Consider the following 15,296-nt stretch of genomic DNA (forward strand, 5'->3'; position numbering starts at 1 on the left):
GTGACCGGGACGGGGTTTATCCGTCCACACCGGACGTATCGATGCGACCGGTCCTGGCAAGATTTGACGAAGCTCTATCGGCAGTCCGTCATCGGCACTCGTCGCGCCAATCGCGACGAGATCGCTGGCGTACGTCGGCGAGACCTCAAGCAAAGGTAATGACCATGAACAAGGACGAATTCCAAGGCGGCGCGCGCTATGTCGGCGGCAAGGTCGAAAAGGGCGCGGGCGATGTGGTCGGCAGCCGGGACTGGCAGGTCGATGGTGTCGTCGATCAAGTCGCTGGTGGCGCGCAGAACCTCTACGGTCGCGCCAAGTCGGCAGTTGGCGATATCGTCGACGGCGCACCCGAGCTCGCCGACAAGCTGAGCCATGACGCGCGTGACGTCGCCGATCGCGCTGCGGATGTCGCACGCCGCGGTGCGCAGACCGCACAGGACTCTGCCAAGGATGCACCATTGCTTTGGGCGCTCGGCGCAGCGGCAGTCGGTTACGGCCTCGCCTGGCTCGTCCACGGTTCGCGCGACTGAGACCTTGTCGACCCGGACCGCCTTGAAATCGCTGCGCGACTCTGCCGATCTGATGCATTTGCGTCAGATCATCGCAGGGCTCGACGAGGGCGTCATCCTGATCGATCCCGATCAGAGCATCCTGTGGGCGAACACTGCCGCCCTTGGGATGCACGGGGTCGAGTCGATGGCCGAGCTCGGTGAGACGGTCGACGAGTATCGCGACCGGTTTCAGCTGCGGTATCGCAACAACCACCGCCTCGATAACGCCGACTATCCGATCGAACGCGTCGTTTCCGGCGAGGCATTTTCGGAGGTGGTCGTCGAGGTGGCGGTCGCGGGCGAAGCGGAACCGCGTTGGGTCCATCAGGTTCGCAGCCTGGTCCTGACCGACGATCATGACGAGCCCGAATGCCTGGTGATGATCATCCAGGACGTTTCAGCACGGTTCGAGGCGGAGGATCGCTTCGAACAGTCGTTCAACGCCAACCCCGCGCCTGCGGTCATCTGTCGCCTATGCGATCTGCGGTTCGTGAAGGTGAACCAGGGGTTCGTCGACATGACCGGGCACGCGCGCGAGGTCGTGCTTGCGCGGACGGTGTACGACATCGACGTGCTCGAACGCGCCGAGCAACGCGATCTGGCCAAGGAGCGCCTTGCCGAGGGTCGGACGATCCCGCAGATGGAGGCCGAACTGGCGCTGCCGGACGGCACGTCGAAGCTGGTGATCGTCGCGGGTCAGCCGATCGAAATGGGCGATCAGCCCTGCATGCTGTTCACCTTCGCCGATCTCGAGCCGCGTCGAAAGGCCGAGACCGCGCTGCGCCAGAGCGAGGAACGCTTCATGCGGACCTTCTCGCTCGCCCCCGTCGCGCTGGCGATCGGCACGCTCGACGGTCACCGTCTGTGCGACGTCAACGCGGCGTTCACCGAACTGACCGGCTATGCCTCATCGGACATCACCGACACGCCGCTCGGCGATGTCGAATTATGGGAAACTGCGGCACAACGTCACGAACTCGAGGACGAGATCGCGGCAGGTCGCCCGATCCGCGATCGTGAGGTCCGGATCAAGCTGAAGGATGGCACGGTGATCGACGGCATCGTCTCGACCGAGCCGATCATGCTTGAGAACGAGAAGTGCGTGCTGTGGGCGATGCGCGACATCACCACGCGGAAAACGTCGGAGCGCGAACTCGTCAACGCGATCGAGGCGGTGATGCAGGATACAAGCTGGCTCAGCCGCTCGATCATGGAGAAGCTCGCGCGGATCCGTACCCCGCAAGCCGAAACGACCGGTGTCGGTCTCGGCGAACTGACGCAGCGCGAGCGCGAGGTGCTGGCGCTGATCTGCCGCGGGCTGGACGACAAGTCGATCGCACGGACGCTCGACGTCTCGGCCAACACCGTGCGCAACCATGTCGCGCGGATCTATTCGAAGATCGGCGTCAACCGTCGCAACGCCGCCGCGGCCTGGGCGCGTGCACGCGGGTTCGACGGGGACTCGGTCGTCATTCCCAATATCAAGGAGGTCGCCGCATGACTCGCGACACCGACAAGGGCCGCGCGCGGCAGGCCAAGGGCTCCGTGCAGGAGGCGATCGGCAAGCTGATCGGCGATACCAGTGTCACGCAGCGCGGCGCCAGCGAAAGCGAAGCCGGCGCGCGCGAGGCCGATGGGGCCGACGCGAAGGCGACGCCACCGCGTACCAAGTCTTCCCCTGAGCCTAAGCCTGCTTCTCGTCCGACATCGGGACGCAGGCGCACGGGGCAAAAGGACGGCGCGCACTGACGCCGTCCGACAGATTTTCGTTTCAACAGGAGTGTTTATGATCAACAATACCACCGGCTACGTGCCGGCCGAAGACGCACGCTACGGCAAGTCCGTCACCCGCGTATCCTGGGGCGCGATCTTCGCAGGCGTCGTCCTCGCGATCGCGGTTCAGCTCGTGCTCGGCATCCTCGGCACTGGGATTGGCCTCAGCATGGTCGATCCGGTCGAGGGCACGACGCCGGGGGCAGCCGGGTTCGGCATCGGCGCGGGCATCTATTGGCTGATCACCACGGTCATCGCGCTCGGCGCAGGCGGCTACACCGCAGCACGCGTCGCCGGCGTCCATGACCGCTTCGACGGTCTGGTCCACGGCCTGGTCGTGTGGGGCGTCACGCTGATCCTGACGCTGTACCTGCTCACCTCGGCAGTCGGCGGCATCGTCGGCGGCGCCTTCCGCACCGTCGGTTCGGTCGCCTCGGCAGCCGGCACGGGTATCGGCGCGGCGGCTCCCAAGGTGGCGGACGTCGCCGGTGTGGACGTCAGCGACGTGCGCAACGAAGCGGCGCAGTATTTCTCGACCGCACCGTCGGATCCCGCACAGATGACGCCTGAGCAGGCGCAGAAGGAAATCGCCCAGGAACTGCCCGCGCTCGCCGCTGGTGGCCAGGATGGCGCCCGTGCCGAGAGCCGGATCGTCGACATCATCGCAGCGCAGCGCAAGATCAGCCGTCCGGAAGCCCAGGCCCAGGTGACCCGCGCCAAGGCGCAGTTCGTTCAGAGCAAGAACAAGGCGATCGCAACCGCCAAGTCGGCCACCGACACGGCTGCCGGTGCTGCTGCAGGGACGTCGTTCACGATCGTGATCGCGCTCGTGATCGGTGCAGCCGCCGCTGCATTCGGCGCAACCGCAGCGACCCGTCGCCGCGTGTAAGAACGCAAGGTCGCGGCGGGTCCTCAGCCGCGACCACTACGAAAAGGGCGCTGCCGGTTCGACCGGCAGCGCCTTTTTGTGACCATCACTCTCAATCCTCCCCGTTAGGGGGAGGTGGCTGACGCTTGCCAGGCGGAGGGGGAGGAAAGGGAAACCGAGGTTCCGTGTCCGCCCCCTCCGTCACCATCGGTGCCACCTCCCCTGGCGGGGGAGAATTAGTAGGCTCCGACTGCCTTACTCAAAGCGCCAGATCAGGGCTCCGGTCCACCTTCACCCGCGTTGCCGCCGGCTTCGGCTGGGTCGCGACGAACACCGCAGGCGACGGCACCGTCAGTTGCAGCGTCTCGGCCGTCGACGCCCAGGTCTTGGCGATCGCCGCGGGATGGTCGTTCAGCGCGGTGCCATAGCTCGGCACGATCTCACGGATCTTCCCCTGCCACGCCGCGGTCGCGAGATGGTTCGGGAACACCTTCTTCAATAGATCGAGCATGATCGACGGCGCGGTCGACGCCCCCGGCGATGCACCGAGCAGCGCGGCGATCGAGCCGTCCTTCGACGCGACGATCTCGGTGCCGAGCTTGAGCACTCCGCCCTTCTCGGGATCACGCTTGATGATCTGCACGCGCTGGCCCGCCTGCCACAACCGCCAGTCGCCATCCTTCGCGCCCGGAAAATACTCGCGCAGCGCGGTCATCCGGTCGGCATCCGACATGATCAGCTGCCCCGCGAGATACTCGACCAGGTCGAAATCGTCCCAGCCGACCGCGATCATCGGCCGGAAATTGTCGAGCGTCACCGACGCCGGCAGATCGAAATACGAGCCTTCCTTGAGGAACTTGGTCGAGAAGGTCGCAAACGGCCCGAACAGCAGTGCCTGTTTGCCATCGAGATAGCGCGTGTCGAGATGCGGCACCGACATCGGCGGCGAACCGACCGCCGCCTTGCCGTACACCTTGGCGAGATGCGCCTGCGCGACCGCGGGCTTCTCGGTTACCAGGAACGACCCGCCGACCGGGAAGCCGGCATAATCGTCGGCCTCGGGGATCCCCGACTTCTGCAGAATCGGCAGCGCGCCGCCGCCCGCGCCCGCAAACACGAAGCGCGCGTTGATGATCTGCTTCTCGTCGCTCTTCACGTCGCGCGCGGTCACCCGCCAGCGCTTGTCGGCGTTACGTTCGAGCGAGCGCACTTCATGCCCGGTGGTCAGCGTGAACCCCGGCTGCGCGGTCATCGTCTTGATATACTGGCGAGTCACTTCGCCCCAGTTGCAGTCGGTGCCGAGCGGAGAGCGCGTCGCGGCGAGCTTCATCGCCGGGTCGCGGCCCTGCATCATCAGTGGCACCCACTGTGCGATCTGATTGCGATCGGTCGAAAATTCCATCCCCGAGAACAGCGGGCTCGCCTGCAACGCGGCATGGCGCTTGCGCAGGAATTCGACGTTTGCGTCGCCCCACACCAAATTCATGTGCGGCGTCGAGTTGATGAACGAGCGCGGGTTGGCGAGCATCCCGGCCTTGACCTGATGACTCAGGAACTGGCGCGTGACCTGGAACTGCTCGTTGATCTCGATCGCCTTCTTGATCTCGACCAGTCCGTCCGCCGCGTTGACCGGCGTGTAGTTCAGCTCGCACAGCGCCGAATGCCCGGTGCCGGCGTTGTTCCAGCCGTTCGAGCTCTCCTCGGCGACCTTGTCGAGACGCTCGATCAGCTCGATAGTCCAGGTCGGTTCGAGCTGGTGGAGCAGCACCGCGAGCGTCGCGCTCATGATGCCGCCGCCGACCAGCAGCACGTCGACGTTGCGCTCGGTCGTCGCGGCATCGGCTTGCGCCAGCGGTAGCATCGAAGCCCCGCCAACGACGCCCGCGCCGATCGCGGAGCCGAGTAGGCCGCGCCGCGTTACGCCTGCCGCGGCACCGGCCGGATCTGCGGCCGAAATGGTCGTGGAATGTGAGTTATCGTTGTTCATGTCGCGCGGCACCATGCTACCTTCTCGTTGCGGCTGGCCTCGCGCGCTTTTCACCGGTCAAACGGCGAAAGGCGATCGTCCATCACCTGGTTATCGTCGGGAGCATGTGTGAAACGGAACCGACAGCACGAGGCCGACGACCGAGCACAGCTGATGCTCCAAGTCCTCGCCTAATCTGTCGTCGGAATGTCTGGGTGTCGCCATGTCTATGGTAAGCGGCGACTATCCATGCCGGATATGGCATTCTAGGGCGCTTTACGCAAGGTTAGCGCGCACGGCGGGGGCCCTAGCCTCGTCGTCTATCCCCTTCTCCGACCCACCGGCGTTCAGGCGAAGGACGCTATATCGTCCCCTTCTACTTGCGTCTGAAAACCGCGCCGCGCCCAGCCGTACAGACGCGCACATCAGCTTCTGGTGCTGCCTTACCCTGCCGACAGCACCAGGAAACTGATAGCGTTCAGCGTGTCCCCGCGCGACGATCAGCCGCGCCGCGATCGCTATTTGTAGCGCCCCATCGTCACCTTAAGAATGACCGGGGTGAGGAGGTTGATCCCGTAATCGGTCTGATCGCCGTTCCACATGCGGCTCATCACCCAGCGTCCGTCGACCACGCGGCCCTCCTCGACGCGAAATACCGAGCCGTTCGCGGGGCCACCCTTCGCGGTCCCGAAGTTCAACCGGACATGATCGCCGACCACTAGGAATTCGTTCGGCGACAGATGCGCGACCGCGACACCGCCGACTGGCTCCTTCGCCCAGACCGGCGGCTCGGACTTGATCCACGTCCAGTCCTTCTGCCCGAACTGCCATTCGCCATAGCTGGTGCCGATCGTCCAGTCGCCCATCGTGACCGACTGGACTGCGGCCTGCCCCGCGCTTTCGTCAGGCTTGGCGACACCCCACGTGGGATGTTCGAACGCGATCTTCGCCCAGTCGCGCGCCATCGTCGACAGCGCGGCGTATTTCAGCCCGATCGCATCGACGGTCTCGTCGTCGAGCGCCTTCGCCCCCAGCGGGTAATTGAAATAGCCGGTGTCATCCATCCCGAAGGGCGCATAGCCGATCGCGCCGCGGCCGAGCGCCGCGTAGAAGAAACGCGCAAATTCCTTCGCGTTGCCGATCTCGGGCACCATCAGCGCGTTGTCGGGGCGGGCATAGGCGTCAAGGTACAGCGCGACGTGGGCCGCATCGCGGTCGTAGATGTCGGGCGCCTGGAAATCGATCGCAGGCGCCGCCGCCTTCCAGATATCCAGCACGTCCTGCTGCGGCCCGCCGCTCGCCACGCCGGTTGGATCGGGCACGTTCGACGGCCCGGCGAGCGATGCATTAACGTACATCGGCAACGGCTTGATCGCCTTCCCCGCCGCCGCGATCTCATCGACGAAGCGCGCGGTATGCCAGGTGTTGAACGCGCGATCCGCCTGCGCACCGAACATCTGCGTCCAGCTTCCGCCCGGCTTCTTCAGCGCCTTCGCCAGTTCGGCGGGCACCGGCTTGGCAAACACCGCACTGGCCTTGGCGCCGTAATCGCGTGGCGAGCGATAGCTGCCGACCTCGTTCTCGGGCTGGACGATGATCACCGTGTTCTGCGGATCATGCGCCTTGAGGTACTTCATCACCTCGACGAACGCGCGCTTGTCCGCCTCCAGCGTCGCGCGGAACATCGGCGAATGGACATAATGGTCGGTGCCGTCCTTCAGCTTCATCCGCGGAAAACGGCGGTTGTCAGCCTTGAACCAGTCGGGCGTGTAGCCAGGCGAGGTGTTCTTCCACGTCCCGAACCAGAGCAGCACGACGCGCTTGTCATGCGCGCGCGCCTGATCGAGCAGCGTCTGGAGAAACGACAGGTCGAACTTGCCCTCGACCGGCTCGACCTGTTGCCAGGCGATCGGGATCTCGACGGTGTTCGCATGCATCCGGTCGAGCATCGGCCATATCTGCGGCAGTGCGGACGCATAGTTGCTGCTGTTGTTGACCTGCGCGCCCAGCATAAGGAACGGCGCGCCATCGACCATCAGCGCATGTCGGCCGCCCTTGGTGACGATGCGCGGTACCTCGGTCGTCGTCTGTGCCGACGCGATGCCAGCGATCAACCATGCGGAAAGAGCCAAGCCCGCGAGCATTTTCTTCATACGAACCATCACTATGTCCTTTTTCTCGAAGCGGCGCCGACCGGAAATCCCCTGCCGATCGACACCGAAATACTTGCGTTCCGCACCGGCTATCGGCGTGACGCGCGCACGCTCACCGCGTCATTCCTCTACGAATACGATGCCCCCCAGCCCCGACGGTTGCGTGCCGTTGCTTTCCAGCAGGACGGTAACGATCCGTTCGCCTTCGCCCGCAGGCATCGGCACGATGACGGTCGCCGGTGCGAACCCGGCCTTCGTTCCGACACGCTTGCCGTCGATCCAAACTTCGCCACGACCGACGACGCCCTGGAAGACCAGCTTACCGCCGCGTTCCCGCACCGGCCGACGCGGCGTGACCTTGGCGCGCAACACGCTCCAGGTCCCTCGACCCTGCGCCGGCTGGATCTCGCCCGCCCGCACGAACAGCCAGCTGTTCATGTCGTTGTCCGCGAGCACGATGTTGGGCGACGGCCGGGTCTCGAACGCCGGCGATTGCCGCCAGTCCTGCACCATGAGCGTCGCTGCGGTGGTCGGTACGCTCGGCCGGGGTGCGGTTGCCAGCAGGCGGACCGTAGTCGTCGCGCTGCGCAGACCGGCCGACGTCGCCTTGAGCGACAGCGCCCCTGCCCCGCCCTGCTCGGCGCGCACGATGACCTGCGCCAGGCCGTTGAACAGCGCTCGCCTGTCACCTTGCTCGGCCTCGTGGCTGATCGGATCGCCGTTGCCGAGCCCGATGATCGTGCCCCCGGTCACCGCAAACGCGACGGGGAGGTTGGCGGTCGGCACATGGCGTCCGCGCGCATCGACCGCATCGATCGTAAACGGCTGCACGTCCTCGCCATCGGCGGCCATCACACGGCGATCGGGCGTGATCCGAAGCGCGACCGGCGCGCCGGTCGTCTCGACCACGCTGCGCACGACCTCGCGCCCGCCGCGATAGCCGATCGCCTCCAGCCGCCCCGGCGCATAGGAAACCTGCCACTGCGGCATCGTGAAACGATCGACCGCCTGCTCGCCGATCACCGTACCGTTGAGCAGCAGCCGCACCGTATCGACGTTGGTCAGCGCCATCACCTTGACCGGCTGGCCCTCGCGGCCCGGCCAGTTCCAATGCGGCATCAGGTCGAGCAGCGGCACGTCGTCGATCCACTGCGCGCGGTGGAGATAAAAGGCCATCTTGGGAAACCCGCACAGGTCCATGATCCCGAAATAGCTGCTCACCGACGGCCATTCGAACGGTGTCGGTTCGCCGTGATAGTCGAACCCGGTCCACACGAACGTCCCGCCGACGAACGGCCGCTCGGCGATCGATTTCCAGCCGGCGCGGTGCGTACTGCCCCAGTCGGCCGGCTCCTCGTCATAGGATGCCATGACGTGCGCAGCCCGGTCGGTCGTCCACGCGCCGCGCGTCATGAAGCTCGACGTGTCCTCCGAACTGATCATCGGCAGCGTCGGATTGGCGGCGTGGAACCGGTCATACTGGTCGCGCTGGTAATTGAAGCCGACCAGGTCGACCGCCTGGCTGACGTTGACGGGCGCGAACATCCCGCTGTTCATCGCCGCGGTCACCGGGCGGCTGTCGTCGAGTGCCTTGACGGTCCGCGACATGCGACGGACCATTTCATAGCCGGCGGGCGTGCCCTGCATCGGCTCCTCGTTGAAGACCGACCACATGATGACGCTGGGCCGGTTGCGATCGCGCCGCACCAGCCATTGCAGCTGCGCGATATAATCGGGGCTGGTGTTGAAGTTGCGGTTCTCGCTCATCACCAGGAAACCCAGGCGATCGCAGGCATCCAACACCTCGGTCGCGATCGCGTTGTGCGAAAACCGGATCGCGTTACAGCCCAGATCCTTCAGACGCCGGAGCCGCCAGTCCCACAGCGCATTGGGCACCGCGACGCCGACGCCGGCATGATCCTGATGGTTGCACGTCCCCTTGATCTTGAGCGGGCGGTCGTTGAGGTAAAACCCGGTCGCAGCATCGAACCGCAGCGTACGGAAGCCGATCCGGAGCGTCCGCTCGTCGACCGTCTTTCCCGCGCGAATCAGCTTGGTCCGCAGTGTATAGAGCGTCGGCGTCTCGACCGACCAAAGCCGGGGAGCCGCTACCGAGAGAGTGAGTGCAACGTCGGTCGGGGCGAGCGACGGCACCGTCCCGCCGGCGGTTTGCGTCGCGATCACGCGGCCGTCGGGATCGATCAACGTCGCTTCGATCGTGACCGCGGCCGCGTCCTTGCCGATATTGCCGAGCGTCGCGGTGACCGGGACGGACCATGCGCCGTCGGGTCCGCGGCGCGGATCGGCATGGATACCATCGGTGGTGATGTGTGTGGCATCGCGCTTCACCAGCCAGACGTGGCGGTACAGCCCTGCGCCCTCGTACCACCAGCCTTCCATCGTCTGCGCATCGACGCGCACGACGATCGTGTTCAGATCGTCGCCGTAGCGTGCAAGGTCGGTGATATCGACATAAACCGAATTGTAGCCGCTCCAATTGTGCGCGACGACCGATCCGTTGAACCAGATCGTCGCGTTCGTCGCGATCCCGCCGAACTGAATTTCGAGATACCGCCCGCGATCCTGCGGATCGAGCCGCAACGCCCTCCGGTACCAGCCGAAACCGCGGCGGCGATAGCCTTGTGAGACGTTGGCGCTTTCGGCGACGGGCATCGCCATGGCCCAGTCGTGCGGCAATGCGACCTCGGGCCAGTCCGAATCGTCATAATATAGGGCCGCGGCACCCTGTGCCTGTCCGGCCTTCGCGCTGTTGTAGGACCAGCCATGCCCGCGAATCTCGGGCATCGGTATGTCGCCGAGATGAAACCGCCAGCCGCCGTCGAGCAGCAGCCGGCCCGGATCCTCGACCGGCGCGCGTAGCGGCAGAGCATCGCGCGTCGCCGGCATAGGCAGCGCGCCCGCACCGTGTTCGGCGGAACGCGCTGCAGCGCGCGCGACCTGAGCAGGACCTACCGCCGCGCCAAGCGCTGCACCATTCGCAAGAAACAAGCGTCGGCTGATCCGGGTCGTCGGCTGGTCCTGCTTCATCGTTTCCCCTCCGAAGCGCGCGTATAGCGGCCATGCTTTACGCTTGCGTATCCGAAGCCAGCGGCTCTGTCATAACCGTGTCTATCATTCCCTGCCCGTCAGGGGCTGAGCCGGATCCGAAGATCAAGCCCAGCCCCGACGTCCAGCGTTGCCGGATCAGAAGGTGATGCGCGCCACGCCGCTGATCTGGCGGTCGCTCATGATCGAATCGCGCGGCCGGGTGGTGATGCCGTAATAGGTCGACCGCACCGTGTTGGTCAGGTTGGTCCCGTTCAGCGTCAGCGACAGATGCGGGGTCACGTTGGCGGTGATCGACGCATCGAGCTGCCCCGACGCTTTCTGGAACTGCGGCAGATTGCCCGTGCCGTTGGCCGACGTCGTCACCAGGAACTCGCTGCGCCAGTTATAGGCGACGCGGGTGGAGACGATCCCACGCTCGTAGATGCCGATCACGTTGTAGTTATACTTCGACAGCCCTTCGAGCGACAATTGCGTCACCGGACCGTCGCTGGCCGGGCTCGGCGCCTCGGAATCGACATAGGTGAAGTTCGCCTGGACGCCGAGGCCGGCGAGCGGACCCGGCAGGAAGTCGAAGAACTGCTGATACGCGACTTCCGCACCCTTCACCTTGGCCTTGGCGGCGTTGCTGTAGGTGGTCACGTCGTAGGTCGCGGTGACGCCGTCGGTAAAGGTTACGTCACGCGGCGTGATGACCGTCTGGATGTAGTTCGAGATATCCTTGTAGAATCCCGCGACTGTCAGCGATCCGCTCTTGGCGAAATACCATTCGAGCGAGGCGTCGAAATTGGTCGACTTCATGGGCTTGAGATACGGATTGCCGGTCGAGGTCACATGCTGCTGGTCGATCTGCGCGGTGCCGGGCTCGGTGATCGTCAGGCTCGGGTTGAGCTGGTTGAAGTTCGGGCGCGAGATGTTCTTCGACGCGGCAAAACGCAGCTGGAGCCGGTCGGTCAGACGCCCACGGACGTTGAGGCTCGGCAGAACCGACGTGTACTTGGTCGCCTCGTTGACCTCGGTGAAGGTCGGAGCCGCGGTCGACTGAGTGCCGTCGGGCGCGGTAATCAGGTCGACCTGCTGGTAGAAGCCCGAGACCGCGACCTTGCTCTGGACCACGCGCACGCCGATATTGCCGTCGATCGGCACCGGCAGATCGTCCGCCTTGAAGAACGCCGCCGCATAGCCGGTATAGGTCTTCTGCGCCTGCGTGTTGGTCCCGCTCGGGACATAGCTCGGCGTGGTCGCAATGCCGAGCGACGCCCGCGTGGCGTCGTAGTCGAGGACGGTCGGCAGCGAGAACGCCTGGATGTCCCCGAACAGGTCGGCCTGGCCGCGGAAGAAGCCGCCGAGGTCGACATAACGGAGATTGGTCGCAGCGCCGGTCAGCCCGGTATAACGATAGCCGGTATCGCTAGTCCGGTTACGACGATCGGCGAACCGGAAGCCAGCCTTGATCGAGCTCAGGATGCCTCCGTCGAAGCGGTACTCGCCGTCCAGGCGGCCGACCTTGTCGGTACCCTTCGAGTTGTTGAGGTTATCCAGGTCGAAGCCGTTGCTGTAGGTCGCGGGGTTCGCGAGGCCATCGGCGGACGCGATCTGGAACGACGGGATCTCGCCGGAAATATCCTGCGTCAGCGTTGTGGCGACGCCGCTCAGCCCGACGATCGAGTTCAGGTTGTCGGTCTTGGAATCGACATATTGGAGATCGCCGGTGATCGTCAGATTGGCGGTCGGCTTCCACTTGCCGTTGAGCGAATAATCGGTCGTCACCGAATGCCGCGAACCGAGCGAGGTGTTGTTGCCGATCGGGACGTTGGTGAACGTGCCGCTCTGGAAATCGCCATTCGGTGCATAGGTGAACGGCGCGCCGGCTAGCGGCGTGATCGACGCTCCGCTGGTGTACGCGAAATAGCTGTAGCCATAGTAGCGCAGCTTGTAATCGTTGCGGAACACCTCACCGGTGAACTCAAGCGTGTCGGTCGGGCGCCACTGGAGCGACACGTCGATGCCGAGGCGACGGCGATCGCCGAACACTTCCCCGATGCCGGTGCCGTGCGGCAGCGTCGTGGTCTGGCCGGTCCGCCCGAGCAGCGCGGCGGTCGCGGCGTCACCGGGATTGCTTTCGTCGAGCGTGTAGAACGGCTCGGTCGAGATCGTGTCCTGGCGGAAATTGGTTTTCTGATACGACGCGCTCGCCAGGATGCCGATTTCGCCGATGCCGGTATTCCAGCGATCGCTGACGAGCAGCGATGCGGCCGGCTGGCTCTTCTTGATTAGGTCGTAATAGGTGTTAGTCGCCGAACCCGAGATCTTGAAGCCGTCGAAGTCGAACGGCTTGCGCGTGCGGAAGTTGATCGTGCCGCTGAGCTGATCCTCGATCAGGTCCGCCGACGGGTTCTTGTAGACGTCGATCCCGGCAAGCAGCTCGGACGGCACGTCCTCGAGGCTCAGCGTGTTGCTCGAACCGCTCGCGGTGAAGATGTCGCGACCGTTCAGCTCGGTGCGGACCTGCGTTAGCCCTCGGATCGCGACCGAGCTGCCCTCGCCGAAATTGCGCTGGATCTGGATGCCGGAAATGCGCTGCAGGGCTTCGGCGATGTTGCGGTCGGGCAATTTGCCGATGTCTTCGGCCACGATCGAGTCGACGATCTGCGCCGAGTTGCGCTTGATGTTCTGGGCGGACTGAAGGCTCGCACGGACGCCGGTCACGACGATGTCGTCGCCCCCCTCTGCGGCGACGGGGGCGGTATCGACTGCTTGGCCCTGATCGGCGCTCGAGGCGGCAGTACCACTGGTCTGCTGAGCATCCGCAACCGGCGCGGGCGCGCCATCCTGCGGTGCTGCGACCTGCGCCTGCGCTACCGAACCGACTATCACGAGTGCTAGCAGCGACACGGTCGTGCTCAGACCCTTGATGCTGCCAACGCTAATCTTGGAACGCTTCATCACACTCTCCTCCATCGGTCTGATCCTTACGGACCGCCCGCGGTTCACTCTTGGATATCGTGCGCGGCCACGCCGCTACCGTATCGTCCGCGGCGCCTAGCGAATGATTTAGATCATTTATATGCTAATTCGATTTACGCGGACAATTCATCCGGTACGATGGCAAAAATGTCGCACATGGAATGACGATACTCGGAGTTGTTTCGATGAATTACGTCAATATCCGACCAAATCGATCCTAAACTGACATGCGATGCTGGTGTAGGCTTCCAGCAAGGTAGCGTATCAAATTGTAATTGTAGGACTTAAGCGCCGACCTTCGTAACAATGGCGTAATTCCATCGACGCTCTTTCCGGACTGTCGAAACCGCGTGTGGGGAGAAGCGTAATGACGTTCAGCAAACGCGAGATACTGGGAGCACCGCTAGCAGCGACGCTGGGTCTAAGCGGGCGGTCGCGTGCCGCCGCATCGCCGGCGGCGACGAAACCGTCGCCTCTCTTCCATCGCGCCATAACGCCCGGCCGGTTCGATTCCACCGCACAGTCGCTCGCCGGTTATCGCGCACCGGACTGGTTTCGCGACGCCAAGTTCGGGATCTGGGCTCATTGGGGACCACAGGCGGTACCGAGCCAGGGCGACTGGTACGCACGCTTCATGTACGTCCCCGGGCACCCGCATTACGACCACCACGTCAAGACCTACGGCCACCCCTCCAAGGTCGGCTACAAGGACATCATTCCGCTATGGCGTGCGGAAAAGTTCGATCCCGACGTACTCGCCGCACGCTATGCCGCCGCAGGCGCGCGCTACCTCGTCTCGATGGGCGTGCATCACGATAATTTCGACCTGTGGCGATCGAAGCATCACCGCTGGAACGCGGTCGCAATGGGGCCGAAGCGCGACATCGTCGGCGAATGGAAGGCGGCCGCCACCCGGCGCGGGCTGCGCTTCGGCGTGTCCGAGCATCTCGGCGCAAGCTATAGCTGGTGGTATCCCAACCACCTCTACGATCAGTTCTGGCCCAAGCTCGGGGTCGCCTATGACGGCGCCGATCCGCGCTATGCCGATCTCTATCACACCAACCGCGACGAGCCGTTCATCAATACGCCCGCCAGCTGGTACACGACCAACCCGACATATCACGCGATGTGGTTCGACCGGATCCGCGACTTGATCGACAGCTACCAGCCTGATCTGCTCTATTCGGACGGCGGCCTGCCGTTCGGCGAGGTCGGACGCTCGCTGCTCGCGCATTTCTTCAACAGCAGCACGGCGCGCACCGGAAAGTTGGACGCGGTCTACAATTGCAAGGATACGGGCTCGGGCGCGTTCAGCACGGACTGGGCGGTGCAGGACGTCGAGCGCGGCGTCCTCAGGGGTATCAATCCACACGCCTGGCAGACCGACACATCGAACGGCGACTGGTTCTTCAACCGGACCGACAGCTACAAGACCACAGACGAGGTCGTCGCGATGCTCGCGGACGTCGTCAGCAAGAACGGCAACCTGCTGTTGAACGTCGTTATGCACGGCGACGAGGTCTACCCGCGGAATCCGACCGGCTGTTGACCGATCTGGCGCCGTGGATGGCCGCCAATGGCGAGGCGATCCACGGCACGCGCCCGTGGACGATCTATGGCGAGGGTCCGACCACCGCCGCCGCCGGCGCGTTTGCGGAAAAAACGAGTTATACGCCGCAGGACATCCGCTTCACGACGAAGGGCGAGACGCTGTACGCGATCACGCTCGGCACGCCTCGGGGGCAAACCGTAATCACGTCGCTCGCCCAGCCCAACCCGCACGAACGACGCCGGGTACGCGGGGTGCGCCTGCTCGGCCGCCCCGGGGACATCGCGTTTCGCCAGACCGGACAAGCTCTGTTGATCGATCTGCCCGCGACCTTGCCGACGCGACACGCGAGCGCATTCGCGATCGATTTCGCCTGACCAGAAATACCGCACGTGCACGATGT

Annotated in this window: 10 protein-coding genes; 6 read left to right on the forward strand and 4 right to left on the reverse strand. The window is 64.6% G+C overall.

Translation table 11 applies throughout. The features are described 5' to 3' along the window. Positions 1 to 164: 164 nt before the first annotated feature. The 4 genes from QP164_RS06215 to QP164_RS06230 are packed head-to-tail and all read left to right on the forward strand — an operon-like array spanning position 165 to position 3,213. Positions 165 to 530, forward strand: a complete 366-nt coding sequence (locus QP164_RS06215) for a CsbD family protein (RefSeq protein ID WP_333922547.1) — start codon at positions 165 to 167, stop codon at positions 528 to 530. A 4-nt stretch (positions 531 to 534) separates the two neighbouring features. Continuing rightward, on the forward strand, positions 535 to 2,052 hold the full coding sequence (locus QP164_RS06220) for a PAS domain S-box protein (protein WP_333922548.1): 1,518 nt from the start codon (positions 535 to 537) through the stop codon (positions 2,050 to 2,052). After that, a complete protein-coding gene (locus tag QP164_RS06225; protein WP_333922549.1) occupies positions 2,049 to 2,300 on the forward strand; it encodes a CsbD family protein in 252 nt (83 codons plus the stop codon). The genes QP164_RS06220 and QP164_RS06225 overlap by 4 nt, the downstream gene beginning before the upstream one ends. A 37-nt stretch (positions 2,301 to 2,337) precedes the next feature. Further along, entirely contained in the window at positions 2,338 to 3,213 is an 876-nt protein-coding gene (locus QP164_RS06230) for a hypothetical protein (RefSeq protein WP_333922550.1), read from the forward strand. Positions 3,214 to 3,451: 238 nt separating this feature from the next. Here QP164_RS06230 and mqo read toward each other — a convergent pair whose 3' ends face one another. The 4 genes from mqo to QP164_RS06250 form a co-directional block, all read right to left on the reverse strand. After that, positions 3,452 to 5,194 carry a malate dehydrogenase (quinone) gene (gene mqo / locus QP164_RS06235; protein WP_333922551.1) on the reverse strand — a complete coding sequence of 581 codons (1,743 nt, stop codon included), beginning with the start codon at positions 5,192 to 5,194 and terminating at the stop codon, positions 3,452 to 3,454. A gap of 482 nt (positions 5,195 to 5,676) precedes the next feature. Continuing rightward, complete coding sequence (locus QP164_RS06240; protein ID WP_333924196.1) at positions 5,677 to 7,311, reverse strand: DUF5597 domain-containing protein; 1,635 nt, start codon at positions 7,309 to 7,311, stop codon at positions 5,677 to 5,679. A 120-nt stretch (positions 7,312 to 7,431) separates the two neighbouring features. Further along, positions 7,432 to 10,359 carry a beta-galactosidase GalA gene (galA, locus tag QP164_RS06245; RefSeq protein ID WP_333922552.1) on the reverse strand — a complete coding sequence of 976 codons (2,928 nt, stop codon included), beginning with the start codon at positions 10,357 to 10,359 and terminating at the stop codon, positions 7,432 to 7,434. 156 nt (positions 10,360 to 10,515) lie between these two features. Beyond that, positions 10,516 to 13,323 carry a TonB-dependent receptor gene (locus tag QP164_RS06250; RefSeq protein WP_333922553.1) on the reverse strand — a complete coding sequence of 936 codons (2,808 nt, stop codon included), beginning with the start codon at positions 13,321 to 13,323 and terminating at the stop codon, positions 10,516 to 10,518. A 388-nt stretch (positions 13,324 to 13,711) separates the two neighbouring features. Here QP164_RS06250 and QP164_RS06255 point away from each other — a divergent pair, with 388 nt between their 5' ends. Beyond that, positions 13,712 to 14,893, forward strand: coding sequence for an alpha-L-fucosidase (locus QP164_RS06255; protein ID WP_333922554.1), 1,182 nt, complete (start codon positions 13,712 to 13,714; stop codon positions 14,891 to 14,893). Further along, positions 14,890 to 15,270 carry an alpha-L-fucosidase C-terminal domain-containing protein gene (locus QP164_RS06260; RefSeq protein ID WP_333922555.1) on the forward strand — a complete coding sequence of 127 codons (381 nt, stop codon included), beginning with the start codon at positions 14,890 to 14,892 and terminating at the stop codon, positions 15,268 to 15,270. The genes QP164_RS06255 and QP164_RS06260 overlap by 4 nt, the downstream gene beginning before the upstream one ends. Positions 15,271 to 15,296 lie beyond the last annotated feature (26 nt).

This window comes from Sphingomonas sp. LR59 (assembly GCF_036855945.1).
GTDB lineage: Bacteria > Pseudomonadota > Alphaproteobacteria > Sphingomonadales > Sphingomonadaceae > Sphingomonas.

Bases quoted from the DNA above. Each gene is read 5' to 3' on its own strand.
- QP164_RS06255 (WP_333922554.1), top strand. From the start codon at position 13,712: ATGACGTTCAGCAAACGCGAGATACTGGGAGCACCGCTAGCAGCGACG.
- QP164_RS06230 (WP_333922550.1), top strand. From the start codon at position 2,338: ATGATCAACAATACCACCGGCTACGTGCCGGCCGAAGACGCACGCTAC.
- QP164_RS06225 (WP_333922549.1), top strand. From the start codon at position 2,049: ATGACTCGCGACACCGACAAGGGCCGCGCGCGGCAGGCCAAGGGCTCC.
- galA (WP_333922552.1), bottom strand. From the start codon at position 10,359: ATGAAGCAGGACCAGCCGACGACCCGGATCAGCCGACGCTTGTTTCTT.
- QP164_RS06250 (WP_333922553.1), bottom strand. From the start codon at position 13,323: ATGAAGCGTTCCAAGATTAGCGTTGGCAGCATCAAGGGTCTGAGCACG.
- QP164_RS06240 (WP_333924196.1), bottom strand. From the start codon at position 7,311: ATGAAGAAAATGCTCGCGGGCTTGGCTCTTTCCGCATGGTTGATCGCT.
- mqo (WP_333922551.1), bottom strand. From the start codon at position 5,194: ATGGTGCCGCGCGACATGAACAACGATAACTCACATTCCACGACCATT.
- QP164_RS06215 (WP_333922547.1), top strand. From the start codon at position 165: ATGAACAAGGACGAATTCCAAGGCGGCGCGCGCTATGTCGGCGGCAAG.